Source organism: Streptomyces sp. NPDC127106 (genome assembly GCF_042677605.1).
GTDB lineage: Bacteria > Actinomycetota > Actinomycetes > Streptomycetales > Streptomycetaceae > Streptomyces.
In genome coordinates, this window is sequence record NZ_JBHXTC010000026.1 from 56,761 (window position 1) to 72,859 (window position 16,099).

At 73.6% G+C, this 16,099-nt stretch carries 11 protein-coding genes; 9 read left to right on the plus strand and 2 right to left on the minus strand.

Annotated features, from left to right (window positions below):
• Positions 1–92: 92 nt before the first annotated feature.
• Positions 93–2,177 (minus strand): PhoX family protein, encoded by a 2,085-nt coding sequence (locus ACFVGY_RS21805; RefSeq protein ID WP_385679810.1) that lies wholly within the window; start codon positions 2,175–2,177, stop codon positions 93–95.
• A gap of 405 nt (positions 2,178–2,582) precedes the next feature.
• Between ACFVGY_RS21805 and ACFVGY_RS21810 the strand changes: the two genes are divergently transcribed.
• Positions 2,583–4,592: a VWA domain-containing protein gene (locus ACFVGY_RS21810; protein ID WP_385679812.1), complete on the plus strand. Its 2,010-nt coding sequence runs from the start codon at positions 2,583–2,585 to the stop codon at positions 4,590–4,592.
• A gap of 172 nt (positions 4,593–4,764) precedes the next feature.
• Here ACFVGY_RS21810 and aspS read toward each other — a convergent pair whose 3' ends face one another.
• Complete coding sequence (aspS, locus tag ACFVGY_RS21815; RefSeq protein WP_385679814.1) at positions 4,765–6,570, minus strand: aspartate--tRNA ligase; 1,806 nt, start codon at positions 6,568–6,570, stop codon at positions 4,765–4,767.
• Positions 6,571–6,706: 136 nt separating this feature from the next.
• Between aspS and ACFVGY_RS21820 the strand changes: the two genes are divergently transcribed.
• The 8 genes from ACFVGY_RS21820 (at position 6,707) to ACFVGY_RS21855 (ending at position 16,054) form a co-directional block, all read left to right on the plus strand.
• The gene (locus ACFVGY_RS21820) at positions 6,707–8,911 is read left to right on the plus strand and encodes a SpoIIE family protein phosphatase (RefSeq protein ID WP_385679872.1); all 2,205 of its coding nucleotides are present in this window, start codon (positions 6,707–6,709) and stop codon (positions 8,909–8,911) included.
• Positions 8,912–9,000: 89 nt separating this feature from the next.
• Positions 9,001–10,071, plus strand: a complete 1,071-nt coding sequence (locus ACFVGY_RS21825) for an AI-2E family transporter (protein WP_385679816.1) — start codon at positions 9,001–9,003, stop codon at positions 10,069–10,071.
• A gap of 320 nt (positions 10,072–10,391) precedes the next feature.
• The gene (locus tag ACFVGY_RS21830; RefSeq protein WP_385679818.1) at positions 10,392–10,697 is read left to right on the plus strand and encodes a hypothetical protein; all 306 of its coding nucleotides are present in this window, start codon (positions 10,392–10,394) and stop codon (positions 10,695–10,697) included.
• 103 nt (positions 10,698–10,800) lie between these two features.
• Complete coding sequence (locus tag ACFVGY_RS21835; RefSeq protein ID WP_385679820.1) at positions 10,801–11,736, plus strand: hypothetical protein; 936 nt, start codon at positions 10,801–10,803, stop codon at positions 11,734–11,736.
• Entirely contained in the window at positions 11,733–12,275 is a 543-nt protein-coding gene (locus ACFVGY_RS21840; protein ID WP_385679822.1) for a hypothetical protein, read from the plus strand. The genes ACFVGY_RS21835 and ACFVGY_RS21840 overlap by 4 nt, the downstream gene beginning before the upstream one ends.
• Positions 12,276–12,294: 19 nt before the next feature.
• Positions 12,295–13,899, plus strand: a complete 1,605-nt coding sequence (locus ACFVGY_RS21845) for a peptidoglycan-binding protein (protein ID WP_385679824.1) — start codon at positions 12,295–12,297, stop codon at positions 13,897–13,899.
• Entirely contained in the window at positions 13,896–14,768 is an 873-nt protein-coding gene (locus tag ACFVGY_RS21850) for an ABC transporter ATP-binding protein (RefSeq protein ID WP_385679826.1), read from the plus strand. The genes ACFVGY_RS21845 and ACFVGY_RS21850 overlap by 4 nt, the downstream gene beginning before the upstream one ends.
• 17 nt (positions 14,769–14,785) lie before the next feature.
• Positions 14,786–16,054, plus strand: coding sequence for an ABC transporter permease (locus tag ACFVGY_RS21855; protein ID WP_385679828.1), 1,269 nt, complete (start codon positions 14,786–14,788; stop codon positions 16,052–16,054).
• The last annotated feature ends 45 nt before the right edge of the window (positions 16,055–16,099 follow it).

Sequence of the window (16,099 nt, forward strand, 5' to 3'; positions counted from 1 at the left end):
TTTCACGTGAAACACCGCCCCGCTCCGCTCTGGCCGACGGGGCAACTGCCCGCGGGGCGAGGGCCCGCGGGCAGCCGGCCCGGACGCCGGCGTCAGACGCCGATGTTCTTGCCGTCCTGGCGCCAGACCGACACCACGGCCGGGCGGACGAGCTTGCCGGGGCCGTCGGGCCACACCGACGCGGGCTTCTCGACGGACGCGCCGTCGATCTCGCCCGGGTGCTGCACGGCGACCAGGACGCGCTTGTCCTGGACCAGCGGGCCGCAGGTCTCGGCGCCGCGCGGCACGGTCAGGAACTGCTTGAGCTCACCACGGCGCTCGCCGGCGGTGGCGACACCGAACAGGCCGTCGTGGGAGCCGAGCTGGTTGCCGTCCGTGGAGATCCACAGGTTGCCGTGCGGGTCGAAGGCCACGTTGTCCGGGCAGGAGATCGGGCTGACCTTGTCCTTCGGGAAGCCCGCGAAGTAGGTGGCCGGGTCGTTCGGGTCGCCGGCGACCAGGAACAGGCGCCAGGCGAAGGCGTCGCCGGCCGGGTCGTCGAAGCTCTCGGCGAGCTCCAGGATCTGGCCGTGCTTGTTGGCGTTGCGCGGGTTGGCCTCGTCGGCGCCCGGCTGGCCCGCCTTGCCCCGGTTGGTGTTGTTGGTCAGCGCGACGTAGACGCGACCGGTGCGCGGCGACGGCTCGACGTCCTCGGGGCGGTCCATCTTGGTGGCGCCCACCTTGTCGGCGGCCTGGCGCGTGAAGACGTACACCTCCTCCGCGGTGAAGCCCTCGACGTGCGAGACGTTGCCGGTGGCCAGCGGGATCCACATGCCGGTGCCGTCGAACTGGCCGTCCGACGGGTACTTGCCGGTGCCGTCGATCTGGTCGGCCGGGGAGTCGCCGGTCAGCTTGGCGACGTAGAGGGTGCCCTCGTCGAGCAGGGTGAGGTTGTGCTCCTTGGCGGCGCGGCTGTTGCCCTTCATCATCCGCTTGCTGGAGACGAACTTGTAGAAGTAGTCGAAGCGCTCGTCGTCGCCCATGTAGACGACCGGGCGGCCGTCCTCGGTGAGGCGGGGCTGCGCGGCCTCGTGCTTGAAGCGGCCCAGCGCGGTGCGCTTGCGGGGCACCGAGTTCGGGTCGTACGGGTCGAGCTCGACGACCCAGCCGAAGCGGTTGGCCTCGTTGGGCTCCTGCGCGACGTCGAAGCGCTTGTCGAAGCGCTCCCACTTGCGCTCGGAGGCGGCGCCGGTGATGCCGTAGCGCTTCAGGCGGGCGGCCTGGACGGGCTCGGTGACGGAGCCGCCGTTGGCGAAGTACTGGTTGAAGTTCTCCTCGCCGTGGAGGGTGGTGCCCCACGGGGTGGTACCGCCGGCGCAGTTGTTGAGGGTGCCGAACACCTTGGTGCCGGTCGGGTCGACCGAGGTCTTCAGCAGGGCGCTGCCGGCGGCCGGACCGGCCATGCGGAACTCGCTGGTCGTGTGCAGGCGGCGGTTGAGCTGGTGGCGGTTGACCGCGGTCAGCTTGCCGCTGCGGTGGTCCTCCTGGACGACGACCACGGACAGGCCGTGCGCGGCCCAGGCGATCTCGACCTGCTCCTTGGTCGGGTTGGCCGGGTCGTAGCCCTTGAACATCAGGACTTCGTCCGTGTACTCGTGGTTGGCGACGAGGAGCTGCTGGCGCTCGTAGCCGCTGCCGAGCGGGAGCAGGCTGAGGAAGTCGTTGTTGTAGCCGAACTGACCGGCCTGGGCAGCGGCCGTCTGCTTGTCGGCGTTGAAGCCCGGGGCGCCCTTGACGATCGGGTCGCCCCACTTGATGACCACGTTCTGGGCGTAGCCCTCGGGGATCGTGACCTGGTCGGCGGTGTTCGGCGCGACGGGGGTGAAGCGGAGGCCACGGGCGGCCTGGCCGGCGCCCTCGGCGGCGCCCTGGGCGTCGGCGGCGGGGGCGGCGGTGGCCTGCGTGCCGCTGCCGCCGACGGCGACGGCCGTACCGGCGGCCGTGGCGACCGTGACGACGGCGGCCGAGCGCAGCATCGAGCGGCGGGACCAGGTGCGGGCGATGATGTCGCCGGCGTACTCGTTGTCGCTGGTGTTCGGCACCTCGTGGAAGCAGGCGTCACCACAGCGGTAGCGACAGGTGAGGGCGGAACGGCCGCCCCCATGCGGGTTGCCTATGAGCGGCAGAAGCTTGCGCACGAGTGTCCTCCGTAACTGCGCGGTTGCCGACGGGAATCGGCCGAATCCAGCGGTGACGGTAAGGGCGGGGCACGCCGAACCGGCGGCCGCAGGATGAACGTCCGGTGAACCGGGCGCGTCGGGGCGGGAGTTCAGCGAGGGTGGGGGTGCGGTTCGGCGGGGCTGATGTGGTGTGGTAAGGCTCTGTACGGGCCCGCACGGCAGGCGGTCCGGAGGAGCCCTCGCGCGTGGCGGGCGGATCGGCCAAGATCCGCAAGAGAAGGCCGAAAAGGGCCTGGCGCCACGAGGGGTGCCCCTGCAGACGTTCCAGCCGAGGGGTCGATAACCTTACGTGTCCACTCTGGGCAGGGATCAACCGCGCAGCACGGACAAATGACGCACGCACTCATGCGAAAGGCCTGGCCCATGGGTATTCGGAGCTTGTTGCGCAAGGTTTTCGGACGGTCCGCCGAGCCGGTTCCGGAGACGACTGAGGCCACTACTCCTTCGACGTCGGCAGCGGCTGTCCCGAGCCAGTCGGAGCGGACTCCGCTGGACGCGGCGGCCGAACTGGTCGCGGCGTCGTTCGACAACCACACGGTCCCGCCGCAGTCCGCGCCGCGCGACCGCGAGCCGGGCGCGCTCGTCACGGCCCCCGCCGCCGACCCGACGGTCCCGGAGGCCCGCCGCCCCCTTCCGCCGACCGAGGCGGCGGTCCCTGCCGCCGCCACGGCTGCCGCCGCCGTGACGGCCCCGGAAGCCGAGGTAGCGGCTCCTGCCGCTGCCGTTTCCCCCGGAGCCGAGGCTGCCGAGGCTGCGGCGCCCGCCGCCGAGGCGGAGCCCGAGGCCCCCCTCGTGGAGGCGCGGGAGGCCGAGCCGGCCGCCGCCGCGGAAGCCGTGACCGCTGAGGCCGCCGCCGAGGCGGAGCCCGCCGCCGCGGAAGCCGTGACCGCTGAGGCCGCCGCCGAGGCGGAGCCCGCCGCCGCGGAAGCCGAGCCGGTGGACACCGCCGCAGCGGCCGAGCCTGCCCTCGCCGAGGTGCAGCCGGAAGCGGAGCCGGTCACCGCGCCGGCCGAGCCCGTCGCCGCCCAGGACGAGGCTGAGCCCGCCGCCGAGGCCCAGGCCGAGCCCGTCGAGGCGTCCGCGCCGCAGGAAGCCGAGCCCGCTGAGGCAACGGCTCCGACCGAGGCCGAGCCGGCCGCCGCCCTGCCGCAGCCGGCCGAGGCGGAACCGGAGGTCGAGCCCGGCGCCGTACGGACCGACGTGGAGCCGGCCGCTGCCGAGCCGGAGGCCGCCCTCGCCAAGGTGCAGCCGGAAGCCGAGCCGGTCACCGCGCCGGCCGAACCCGCCGCCGCCCAGGACGAGGTCGAGCCCGCCGCCGAGGCCCAGGCCGAGCCCGCCGAGGCGTCCGCGCCGCAGGAAGCCGAGCCCGCTGAGGCAACGGCTCCGACCGAGGCGGAGACGGAGCCCCGAGTCGAGTCGGCGAACGTGGAGCCGGAAGCCGAGCCCGTCGCCGAGCCTGCCGAGGCTGAGCCGGTCGCCCCCGAGGCCGAGCCCCTCGCCGCACAGGCCGAGCCGGAGCCCGAGCCCGGGGCCGTTGGCGTGCAGGCAGAGGCGGAGGCCGAGGCGGCGCCTGAGGCCGAGCCCGTTGCCGCGCAGGACGAGGCGGTTGACGTCGCCGCAGAGGCGGAGCCCGTCGCCGAGCCTGCCGACGCGGAGCCGGAGGTGGAGCCCCTCGCCGCACAGGCCGAGGCCGAGGAGGGTGACGTCGTCGAGGGGCCGGCGCACAGTGCGGCGGTGGTGCGCAAGCGGGCGCCCGAGGTGGCCGCGGCCTACAAGGCGGCCGGCCAGGTGCTCCGCGCCAAGGGCAAGGCGGGCGCCCGGGCCAAGGTGTACCTGGTCCTGGACCGGTCCGGATCCATGCGGCCGTTCTACAAGGACGGCAGCGCCCAGTACCTCGCCGACCACGCCCTCGCCCTCGCCGCGCACCTCGACGACGAGGCGACCGTGCACACCGTGTTCTTCTCCACGGAGGTGGACGGCACCGCCGACCTGACCCTCGACACCCACTACGGGTCCTGGGTCGAGGGCCGTCACGCCGAGCTCGGCCGCATGGGCCGCACCAGCTACCACGTCGCCGTGGAGCAGGTCCTGGAGCGCTACCGCAAGGACGGCGACTCGGGCCCGGCCCTCGTCGTGTTCCAGACCGACGGCGCCCCCGACAACCGGCAGCCGGCGAAGCAGGCCCTGGCGGACGCGGCCGCGTCGGCACCCCAGGTGCACTGGCAGTTCGTCGCCTTCGGCGACCACGACAACAAGGCCTTCGACTTCCTGCGCAAGCTGGACGCAGAGAACGCCGGGTTCTTCCACGCCGGCCCGGCTCCCTGCGAGCTGACTTCGGCGGCCCTGCTCAAGGGCGTGCTGGAGCGGTTCTAGCCGCCCCGCACGCCTCCCCGCACCCGCACCCGCACCCGCACCCGCACCCGCGCACCCGCGCACCGCACCGCGGGCCTACACAACGGCGCCCCCGCCCGCGCGGCGTGGCCGGGCGGCGTTAGGCTGGCCGTGTGGAGGCGTGCGGGACGCCGGCCGCCCCGCCCGGCAGCTCCTACTGGTGCTGCTTGACCGACTTCTCGACCGGCTCGGAGGTCTTCGCCTCCACCGGCTTGCGCAGCGAGATGTTCAGCTCGCGCAGGCGGGACTCCTCCAGGACCGTGGGCGCGCCCATCATCAGGTCCTGCGCGTTGCCGTTCAGCGGGAAGGCGATGGTCTCGCGGATGTTCGGCTCGTCGGCGAGCAGCATGACGATGCGGTCCACGCCCGGGGCGATGCCACCGTGCGGCGGGGCGCCGAGGCGGAAGGCGCGCAGCATGCCGGCGAACTCCCGCTCGACGGTCTCGGCGTCGTAGCCGGCGATCTCGAAGGCCTTCAGCATGACGTCGGGCTCGTGGTTGCGGATGGCGCCGGAGGACAGCTCGATGCCGTTGCAGACGATGTCGTACTGCCAGGCCAGGATGTCGAGCGGGTCCTTCTCCTCCAGGTCCTTCATGCCGCCCTGCGGCATGGAGAACGGGTTGTGGGAGAAGTCGATCTTGCCGGTCTCCTCGTCCCGCTCGTACATCGGGAAGTCGACGATCCAGCAGAAGCGGAAGACGTTCTCCTCGAAGTGGCCGGCGCGCTTGGCGGCCTCGACCCGGACCGGGCCCATGATCTTGGAGACCTCGTCGAACTCACCGGCGCCGAAGAACACGGCGTGGCCGGCGGCCAGGCCCAGGCGCTCGGTGAGGACCTTGACGTTCTCCTCGGTGAGGAACTTGGCGATCGGGCCGGTCAGCGTGGAGTCCTCGCCGACGCGGACCCAGGCCAGGCCCTTGGCGCCGAGCGAGACGGCGTAGTCGCCGAGGCCGTCGAAGAACTTGCGCGGCTGGGCGGCGGTGTCCGGGACCGGCAGGGCGCGGACGTGCTTGCCGGCGAACGCCTTGAACTCGGAGTTCTCGAAGACGTCGGTGATGTCGACGAGCTCCAGCTTGGCGCGCAGGTCGGGCTTGTCGTTGCCGTACTTCAGCATCGACTCGCGGAACGGGATCCGCGGGAACGGAGAGGTGACCTCGCGGCCGCCGCCGAACTCGGTGAAGAGCTCGGTCATCAGCTTCTCGATCGGCTGGAAGACGTCCTCCTGCTCGACGAAGGACATCTCGACGTCGAGCTGGTAGAACTCGCCCGGCGAGCGGTCGGCGCGGGCGTCCTCGTCGCGGAAGCAGGGCGCGATCTGGAAGTACCGGTCGAAGCCCGAGATCATCAGCAGCTGCTTGAACTGCTGCGGGGCCTGCGGCAGCGCGTAGAACTTGCCGGGGTTCAGGCGGGACGGGACGACGAAGTCGCGGGCGCCCTCCGGGGAGGTCGCGGTGAGGATCGGGGTGGCCATCTCGTTGAAGCCGAGTGCCACCATCTTGTGGCGGATCGCGGCGATGACGGCCGAGCGCAGCATGATGTTGCGGTGCATGCGCTCGCGGCGCAGGTCGAGGAAGCGGTACTCCAGGCGCCGCTCCTCGTTCACACCGTCGTCGGTGTTGATGGTGAAGGGCAGCGGGGCGGCCGCGCCCAGCACCTCGACCTCGGCGGCCTCGATCTCGATCTCGCCGGTGGGCAGGTCGGGGTTGATGTTCTCGGCGCCGCGGGAGACGACCTTGCCGTCGACGCGGACGACGGTCTCCTTGGAGAGCTTGTCCAGGACGTCGGCGGCGGCGGTGCCGGGACGGGCGACGAGCTGCGTGATGCCGTAGTGGTCGCGCAGATCGATGAAGAGGATGCCGCCCAGGTCTCGACGATTGTGCAGCCAGCCGCTCAGCCGGACGTCGGTGTTGACGTCAGAGGCGCGGAGCTCGCCGCAGGTGTGGGACCTGTACCGATGCATCAGTCATCCAGTTCTTCGCGATACCAGGGTGGATTCAACCCTCCCAAGGTTACCGTCCGGGACGCCGGCCGCGCTGGCACGCCCGGCAGGCCCCGCGAACGAGCACGTACGGGCGATGACCTGTAAAGATGACCCGGTGCGCACCGAGGACGTCCTGGCCGCCATCGCGACGGGCCTGTGGCGGTGGGACAACGCTTCCGGAAAGGTCAGCCTCGACGGCGAGGCCGCCCGGCTGCTCGGGCTGCCCGCCGAGCCGGCCGTGCTGCCGGAGGCAGCCGTACGGTCCCGGTTCCACCCGGTCGACTGGAACGAGATCAACGGGATCGTCAACCTGGCGGTGGCCGAGGGCACCCTCGCCGAGGCGCGGCTGCGGATCATGGACGGGGACGGGCGGGTGCTGCGGACCGTCCGCAGCCGCTCGAAGCCGGTGCAGAGCCGGTCCGACGACGGCCGCCTCGCCTACGAGCTGATCGGCACCATCCAGGAGATCGCCGAGCCCCAGCCCGGCACCACCGCCGCCCACACCACCGTCACCGGCGACTGGCGGCGCTCCCGCGAGGCCTTCCTGCTGGATGCGGGGCGGGCGCTGGCCGAGGCCCGGTCCACGGCCGAGGTGCTGCGGGTCGCCGCCTCGCTGTCCATGCCCGGCTTCAGCCCCGACGGGCTCGCCGTCTTCGGGGTGGCCGGGGACCGGCTGTCGGTCATCGGCCACCACGGGCACGGGCCCGGGGACGAGGGCCCCTTCGCGGACATGCGGTTGGACACGGACTACCCGGCGGCGGAGGTCGCCCGCACCGGCCGGGCGATCTACCTGCCGACTGCCGAGGACTACAAGCGGCGGTTCCCGGCCACTTGGCCGCTCGCCCAGCGCTTCGGCCGGGCCTCCTGGGCCTTCGTGCCGCTGGTCGTGGCCGGGCGCACCATGGGCGCCTGGCTCGCCGCGTTCAAGCACCCGGTGTCGTTCTCGCCGGACGAGCGGTCCGTGCTGACCACGGTGGCCCGGATGCTGGCCCAGGCGCTCCAGCGGGCGGGGGTGGCCGAGTCCGAGCGGGAACTCACCACCGGGCTGCAGCGCTCGATGATGCCGACCCTGGGCCCGGACATCCCCGGCATGCAGATCGCCGCGCGGTACGTCCCGACCGGCGGCGGGCTCCAGGTCGGCGGCGACTGGTACGACGTGATCCCGCTGCCGTCGGGCCGGTTCGCGCTGGTCATCGGGGACGTTCAGGGGCACGACGTACGGGCCGCCGGGCTGATGGGCCAGCTGCGGATCGCGGTGCGCGCGTACGCCTCCGAGGGCCACCGCCCCGACGCGGTGCTCGCCCGCGCCTCCCGGTTCCTGGCGGGGCTGGGCTCCGCGGCGCAGGGCACCGGCTCGTACGGCGGCCCGGACTCCGGCCCCGACCCCGATCCGGACGGCGACGCCGACGCGGGCTTCGACTTCCGGAGCCCGCGCTTCGCGACCTGCCTGTACGTGGAGTGCGACCCGGAGACCGGGGGACTGGAGGTGGCCCGCGCGGGCCACCCCGACCCGGCGATCCGGATGACCGACGGCACCGTCCTGATGCGGCCGACCGCCGGGGGCCTGCCGCTGGGCATCATCCCCGACACCGACTACCCGACGACCCGGTTCACGCTGGAGCCGGGCGAGACGATGCTGTTGTGCACCGACGGGCTCATCGAGACCGGTGGGCACGACCTGGACACGGGCTGGGCGCGGCTGCGGGCGGTCCTGGAGGCCGGGTCCGGGGCGCACGGGACGGAGGACCTGGAGAAGCTGGCCGACCTGCTCGTGCAGGCGGTGCACGGCCCGTCCTCCCACCACAGCACCGGCCCGCTCGCCGACCGGCGCGAGGACGACATAGCCCTCGTCCTGCTGTGCCGGGAGGGCCCGGGCTGCGGCTGCGGCGCCCCGCTGCGCCAACCGGCCCGGCCCTCGCGCCGCACGATGCTGACCGTGGCGCAGGCGGAGCCGGCCCGGATCGCGGGCGCCCGCCGGCAGATCCGGGAGCTGCTGCACGACTGGGCGGACCCCGATCAGGTGGACTCGGCGGTGCTGATCGTTTCCGAGATGGTGACGAACGTGCTCATGCACACCGACGGCGACGCGCTGCTGGTCGCGGAGGCGGTGGGCGAGCGGGGCGCGCGCCGGCTGCGGATCGAGGTGGCGGACTCCAGCGACGAGCTGCCGCACGTGCGCCAGCCGGGCGAGATGGCGTCGAGCGGCCGCGGTGTGCTGCTGACGGAGATGCTGGCGGACGCGTGGGGCGTGGACCCGCGCGGCGAGGGCAAGTCGATCTGGTTCGAGCTCCACGAGCGGTCGAAGCCGCAGTCCGACTGAACGGCCCAAGCGGCCCAAGCGGCCCAAGCGGCCCAAATGGCCGAAGTGGCCGGAGCGGGAGGGCGGCTGACGCGTGGTTGGATGACGGCGTGCCCAGCTCCTCCCTGCTGCCCGAGCCAGTGCGCCGTATCGCCGCCTGGTGCGTGGTCATACTCCTCGTCACCGGTGTGGCCGCGGTCGGGGTCTGGTTGTGCATCGTCTTCAAGGCCGCCGTCACCCCGGTCCTGCTCGCCCTCCTCGGTACGGCCCTGCTGGGGCCGCTGCACCGGCGGCTCGTCCGGATGAAGGTCAACCCCTCGCTCGCCGCCGCGCTCACCTGCCTGGCCGTGCTCGCGGTGGCCGGCGGGGCCACGTACATCGTCGTCTCGGCCCTCCTCAACACCGGCGACCAGATCATCAGCGCCCTCCGACGCGCCGGCCAGGACCTCGCCGGGCACTTCGGCGCCGCCGGGACCTCCCTGGAGGACCTGGCCGCCAACGCCAAGGAGCTGCTGGCCAAGTTCGGCGGTACGGCCGCCTCCGGCGTCATCGCCGGGCTCAGCGTCGTCGCCGAGATGATGGCCACCGCCGCCCTCGCCCTGCTGCTGATGTTCTTCTTCCTGCGCGATTCCCACCGCGCCGCCGCGGCGCTGCGCGGGCTCGGCCCCCGCGGCAGGGGGGACGGCGTCGAAGCGATGGCCCGCCGCGCCTTCGACGCGGTCGAGGGCTTCATGCGCGGCACCACCTTCATCGCCCTGATCGACGCCGTCCTCATCACCGTGGGCCTGCTGGTGCTGCAGGTGCCCGGCGCCGTCGGGCTCGGCGCCCTGGTCTTCCTCGGCGCGTACATCCCGTACCTGGGCGCGTTCCTCTCCGGCGCGCTCGCCGTCCTCGTCGCCTTCGCCGACCGGGGCTGGGTCATCGGCCTGTGGGTCGTCGCCCTGGTGGTCGCCGTACAGCTGGTGGAGGGCCACTTCCTGCAGCCGGTGATCCAGAGCCGGACCGTGCAGATGCACCCGGCCGTGGTCATGCTGGCCATCACCGCCGGCGCCAGCGTCGCCGGGATCCTCGGGATGCTGCTCTCGGTGCCCGTGGCCGCCGCCGCGTTCGGCATGGTGTCGGAGCTGCGGGCGCGCCACGCGGGAATCCGGCGCGGCGAGCGGCGGGAGCAAGCCGAGTAGCGGGTGTTTCCGGACAACCGCGAAGCGGTTCACGATCATCCGTTAGCGGAGGACGCGAGGCCGCCGATATGACGCGGCCGCGTTTTCCAGCGCAAACACCGAAAAGGATCTGAAGACTCCGTGGAAACGGCCGGGTGACCCGATGGGGAGCATTCCAGCCGCTCTCCGCCGCCCGGCCGAAACCCCCTGGTACGGGATTGCTGTTCGTGCCATCGTCTTTCACCGGACCGGGGGGACCAGCTCAGCGCTTGCCGCTGACGGCGGTACTGGCTCTTCCTCTCGGCTGCACCACGACGTGTCCGCTCAGAAGAGGAGACAGCGTGCGCAAGGCAGCAAGGTTCACCGCGGTGGCACTCTCCGCCGCCGCGATCGCCCTGGGATCCGTCACCGTCGCCCACGCCGGCGACTACAGGGAGGACGGGGTCCGGATCCGCTCCAACTCCACCACCTCGTCGACCAGCCTGGGCCTCGGCTACCGGAGCCACACCATCACGCCCATCTGCTACAAGGCGGGGACCGTGATCAACGGCAACCAGTGGTGGGACAAGCACCGCAACAACAACACCAGCGTCACGGGATACAGATCTTTGACCCTGCTCACCAAGTACGCCACGAAGCACTGCTGATCGCTGCTCGCATCCCCCGGGGGCGGGGACCGCTGTAATCGGTCCCGGCCCCGGGTGTGCCGCGCAGTGTACGACCACCAGTCCGACCATCGAAAGGCTGATCGTGCACCACGCACGCCAACGGCTGCCCCTGCTCGTGGCCGCCGCCGTCGCGGTCGCGACGCTCGGCGCCTGCAGCGGCCCGTCGAGGGAGGAACCGGGCGGCGCGGCCGCGGCCACGGGCGAGCCGCCGGTGAAGGTCACCCCGCAGACCGACCCGGCGAACGCGGCCCTCCCGCTGGACGCCTACGGTTTCGACAAGAGCCAGCAGAAAGTGCTCCAGCAGGCGCAGGACATCCTCACCGAGGCCTGTATGCGGCGCATCGGATTCGCCTCCTTCAAGAATTCGAGCACGTACATCGCCAGCCCCGACACTCGCCGGAGCACAAGCGGAATCGGCCTCGTGGACGCCGAATCCGCAAAGAAATACGGCTATCGCACGGGCGAATTGCCGAACCGCGAGGCCGGCGCCACGGCCAAGCGCGACCCGAGCGAGACGGCCGCCCTGTTCGGGCCGCAGGACGGAGCCCCCGCCCACCCGGGCGCCCCGGAGGGCGGCTGCGCGGGCGAGGCCGCCCGCAAGCTCTATCCGAAGGGCACCAAGGGCGCCTCCGCGACCCCCGCCGGGAACGGCCTGGTCGACGAGCTCACCCAGCAGGCCGGGGACCGGGCGCGCGGCGACAGCCGGGTCACCGCGGCCATCGCGCAGTGGAGCTCCTGCATGCGCGACGCGGGATTCCAGGTGAAGACGCCCTGGGAGCTCCAGCAGATGGAGGGCACGCGGTGGACCGGGCCGGTCACCGGTGAGGAGATCACCGCGGCGACGACCGACGTGTCCTGCAAGCAGAAGACGAAGCTCTCCGACACCTGGACCGCCGTCCTGACCGCCTACCAGAGCACCCTGATCGAGAAGCACAAGCAGGACCTGGACCAGGAGAAGAAGCGTCTCGGCGAGCAGGTGGCGTTCGCCGAGAAGGTCCTCAAGGACGGCGCGGCATGAGGCTCCGCCGGGCGGCGCGCGCCCTGTCCGCGACTGCGGCGGCCCTGGCATCGGCCCTGCTCGCCGGGTGCAGCAACGCCCCGGCACCCTCGGCTCCCGCCGGGGGTACGGCGGCGGCCGCGCCCGCGCTGCAGCCGCCGAGCTCCGAGGTGCGGCAGGCGTACGACACCTACTGGGCCACCTGGCTCGCGGCGAACCGCACGCCCGACCCGCAGGACCCGGCCATCGAACGGGTCGCCACGGGGAGCCAGTTGCAGGAGCTGCGCGACAACCTCGCCCATTCCAGATCCGCGGGACAGGTGCTCCTCGGCGAGGTGGGCCACCGGATCGACGGCGTGGAGAGCCCGGGACCCCGGTCGCTGATCCTGCACGACTGCGTGGACCTGGACCGCTGGCTGATCCACGACGCCGGGACCGGCGAGCCGATCGACCAACTGCAGGACAAGCCCTCGCAGATGGGCGCCTTCACGCTGACCCGGGAGAGCGACGGCGCCCCGTGGCGGGTGAGCTCCCTCCAGGTGATCGGCGAGAACTGCTGAGCGACGAAATGGGTTTCACGTGAAACATCAAGAGCCGCCGGACACCGAGTCCGCGGTGGATGGATCCGACGGGCCCGAGGGATCCGACGAGTCCGAGGGATCCGACGAGTCCGACAGGCCCGCCGGGGCCGGCAGCTCCCCCGGGGCCGGCAGCTCCCCCGCGGCCGGCAGTACCGACGGGGCCGACGACGCGCGGGCCTCGCTGGGCCGGCGGCGCCGCATCCTGACCTGGGTCGTCGCCGGCGCCGTCGCCCTGACCGGGGCCGGCATCGCCGTCGCCGCGACCATCCGCTCCCCCGCCCAGGTCGCCGCCGACGCCGCACCGCCACCCGCCTCCGTCCTCGCCGACCGGGTCGAGCGGCGGGTGCTCACCTCCTCCGTGGTCGTCCGCGGGACGGTCGCCGCGGAGCAGACGCTGGCCGTGTCCCCGGGCGCCGGGGCCGCCGCAGGCGCCGGCACGGGCGGCAAACCCGTGGTCACGCGGGTCAACAAGCAGCCGGGGGCGGCCGTACGGGCGGGCGAGGTGCTGGTCGAGGTGTCGGGGCGGCCCGTGTTCGCCCTGGCCGGGGCCCTGCCCGTGTACCGGGACCTGAAGCCCGGCGCCACCGGCAAGGACGTGGGGCAGTTACAGGAGGGCCTCAAGGCGCTCGGCCACCCCACCGGCAAGGACCCCGCGGGCACCTACGGCCCCGGCACCAAGGCGGCGGTCACCGCGCTCTACGCCGCGCTGGGCCACACCCCCCGGCCCGCCGATCCCGGCGACGCCGAGAAGCTCCAGGCCGCCGAGGACGCCGCGGACGCCGCGCAGCGGCAGGTCACCACCGCCAAGACGGCCCTCGCCAAGGCGAAGGCCGGCGGCGGCGCCGACACCGCGGAGGCGCAACAGCAACTCGCCTTCGCCCAGGCCGACCTGGCCAAGGCCACCGGCCGTCTGGAGGCGGCCAGGGCTGCCTCCGGGCCGATGGTCCCGGCGGACGAGCTCGTCTTCGTCAAGGGCTTCCCGGCGCGTCTGGACGCGGTCAAGGCGGCGGTGGGCGAGCCCGTCCCGGACGGGCTGCTGACCCTGTCGGCGGGCGCCCCGGTGATCCGCTCCTCCCTGCCGGCCCACCAGAAGGACCTGGTCAAGGCGGGGATGAAGGTGGAGGTGCTGTCGGAGGCCACCGGGCTGACCGCCACCGGAACCGTCGCCTCGGTGGCCACCGCCCCGACCCCGGCGACCAGCGGATCCGGGGCGGCCGGGCACGGGGCGGCCGCACCGGACGGCGGCGGCTCGGGCGGCGGCGGCGCCCCGGGCGGGGCCGCGGACGCCGGCGGATACGCCCTGACGGTCACGCCGGACCAGACGCTCGACACCCGGCTCGCGGGGCAGGGCGTACGGCTCACGGTGACCGCGGCGTCCTCGGGCGAGCCGGTCCTGGTCGTGCCGCTGTCCGCGGTGTCGGCCGGGGCCGACGGGCGGACCACCGTCACGGTGCTCGGCAAGGACCCGGCCGCGGCGGACGAACGGCGGCGCGTCGAGGTCCGGGCGGGGATGTCCGCCGACGGGATGGTCCAGGTCGAGCCGGTCGGGGGCGGCGCGCTCGCCGACGGGGACCGGGTCCTGGTCGCCCAGGCGAAGCCATGACCGCGCCCGAGGGCGCGGCAAGCCCCTCCACCGCCGACCCGTCCGCCACGGGCCCCGCCCCCACGAAGCCGACCGCCACGGGCCCCGCCACCACGAACCCGACCGCCGCGGACCCGGCCACCACGAACCCGACCGCCGCGGACCCGGCCACCACAAACCCGACCGCCACGACCCCGGCCGCCGCGGACCCGGCGCCGGTCGCCCGGTTCGAGGGCGTCGGGCTCACCTATCCCGGCCCGCCGCCCGTCCAGGCGCTGCGGCCCTGCGACCTGACGGTGGAGCGCGGTGACTACGTCACCGTCGTCGGCCCCTCGGGCTCCGGGAAGTCGACGTTCCTGAACGTCGCCGGGCTCATCGACGCCCCGACCGCCGGCCGCTACCTGCTCGACGGCATCGACACCGGCGCCCTTCCCGACCGCGACCGCACGGCCCTGCGCGGGCAGCGCATCGGGTTCGTCTTCCAGTCCTTCCACCTGCTGCCGCACCGCAGCGCGCTGGAGAACGTCCTGCTCGCGATGGTCTACAACGGCGTCCCGCGCGGTCAGCGCGCCGGCCGGGCCCGTACCGCCCTGGAGCGCGTAGGACTCGGCCACCGCAGCGGCCACCTGCCGACCCGGATGTCCGGCGGCGAACGCCAGCGCGTGGCCATCGCCCGCGCCCTGGTCTCCGAGCCCTCGCTGCTGCTGTGCGACGAACCGACCGGCAATCTCGACACGGCGACGGCCGGCGCCGTACTGGCCCTGCTGGACGAGCTGCACGCCGACGGACTGACCCTGCTGGTGATCACGCACGACCCGCACGTCGCCCACCGGGGCCGGCGCACCGTGTCCATCCGCGACGGGGTCCTGAGCGAGGTGGTCTCGGCATGAGGTGGCCGCACCGGGGCATGAGGTGGCGTCGCGGGACGCGCGACGGGGGCGGCGCCGACCCGACCATCACCCCCTCCCGGCTGTCGGCGCGCGACCTGCTGTCCGAGGCGCTCGCCGGAATGCTCCAACGGCCCGCCCGCTCGGCGCTCACCGGCCTCGGCACGGTCCTCGGCGTCGGCACGTTCGTGGCGATCCTCGGCCTGACGGCCACCGCGTCCTCGCAGATCGACAGGCGCTTCAACGCCCTGACCGCCACCGAGGTCGGCGTGCAGGACACCGCGGGCGGCGCAGATCCCCAGCTCGCCCGGCAGGTCCCGAACGCCTTCCCGAAGGACGCCGACACCCGGGCGGGCGCGCTCAACGGGGTCACCGCCGCCGGGGTGTTCTGGCCGGTGCCGCTCGGCGAGACGACCGTGCGGTCCGCCCCGGTCGCCGGGGCCGCCGGGGAGCGGCTCCCGGTCGTCGCCGCCTCCCCCGGCATGCTGCGCGCGGCCGGGCTCACGCTCGGCGCCGGCCGGGCCTACGACGCCTTCCACGACGGGCGCGCCGAACAGGTCGCGGTGGTGGGCTCGGCGATGGCGGCCCGACTGGGCATCACCACGCTGGAGAGCCGCCCCGCGGTGTTCATCGGCGACCACCCGTTCACCGTGATCGGGATCGCGGGCGGCGCCGAGCGCAAGCCCGATCTGCTGCTGTCGGTGATCGTGCCCCGCAGCACCGCGGAACGGCTGTGGGGGCCGCCCGACCACGCCCAGCGGGCCCGGATGCTGGTGGTGACCGAGCTGGGGGCGGCCCGGCAGGTGGCCTCCGAGCTGCCGCTGGCGCTGCGCCCGGACCATCCCGACTGGCTGACCCCGGCGCCGCCGCCGGATCCGCGGACGCTGCGGGCCGGGGTGACCTCCGACCTGGACCAGCTGTTCCTGCTGCTGGCCGCGATCTGCCTGGTCATCGGGGCCGTGGGGATCGCGAACACCACCCTCGTCGCCGTACTGGAGCGCACCGGGGAGATCGGGCTGCGGCGGGCCCTGGGGGCGCGCGGGCGGCACATCACCGCCCAGTTCCTGGCCGAGTCGGCCGCACAGGGCACGGTCGGCGGCCTGGTGGGCACCACGCTGGGCACCCTGACCGTGGTCGGGGTGTCCGCGCTGCGCGACTGGACCCCGGTGATGTCGCCGCTGACGGTCGCCGTGGCGCCGCTGATCGGCCTCGTCACCGGGGTCCTCGCCGGGCTGTACCCGGCCTGGCGGGCCTCCCGCACCCAGCCCGCCGAGGCCCTGCGCCGCTAGGCTCCGCCGGTGGTCCGGTCATGGCACCACGGGCCGGTGGGGGCC

What these genes read in the sequence shown, in the direction of transcription:
- ACFVGY_RS21810 (WP_385679812.1), top strand. Translation starts at nt 2,583, where the DNA reads ATGGGTATTCGGAGCTTGTTGCGCAAGGTTTTCGGACGGTCCGCCGAG.
- aspS (WP_385679814.1), bottom strand. Translation starts at nt 6,570, where the DNA reads ATGCATCGGTACAGGTCCCACACCTGCGGCGAGCTCCGCGCCTCTGAC.
- ACFVGY_RS21840 (WP_385679822.1), top strand. Translation starts at nt 11,733, where the DNA reads ATGAGGCTCCGCCGGGCGGCGCGCGCCCTGTCCGCGACTGCGGCGGCC.
- ACFVGY_RS21850 (WP_385679826.1), top strand. Translation starts at nt 13,896, where the DNA reads ATGACCGCGCCCGAGGGCGCGGCAAGCCCCTCCACCGCCGACCCGTCC.
- ACFVGY_RS21855 (WP_385679828.1), top strand. Translation starts at nt 14,786, where the DNA reads ATGAGGTGGCGTCGCGGGACGCGCGACGGGGGCGGCGCCGACCCGACC.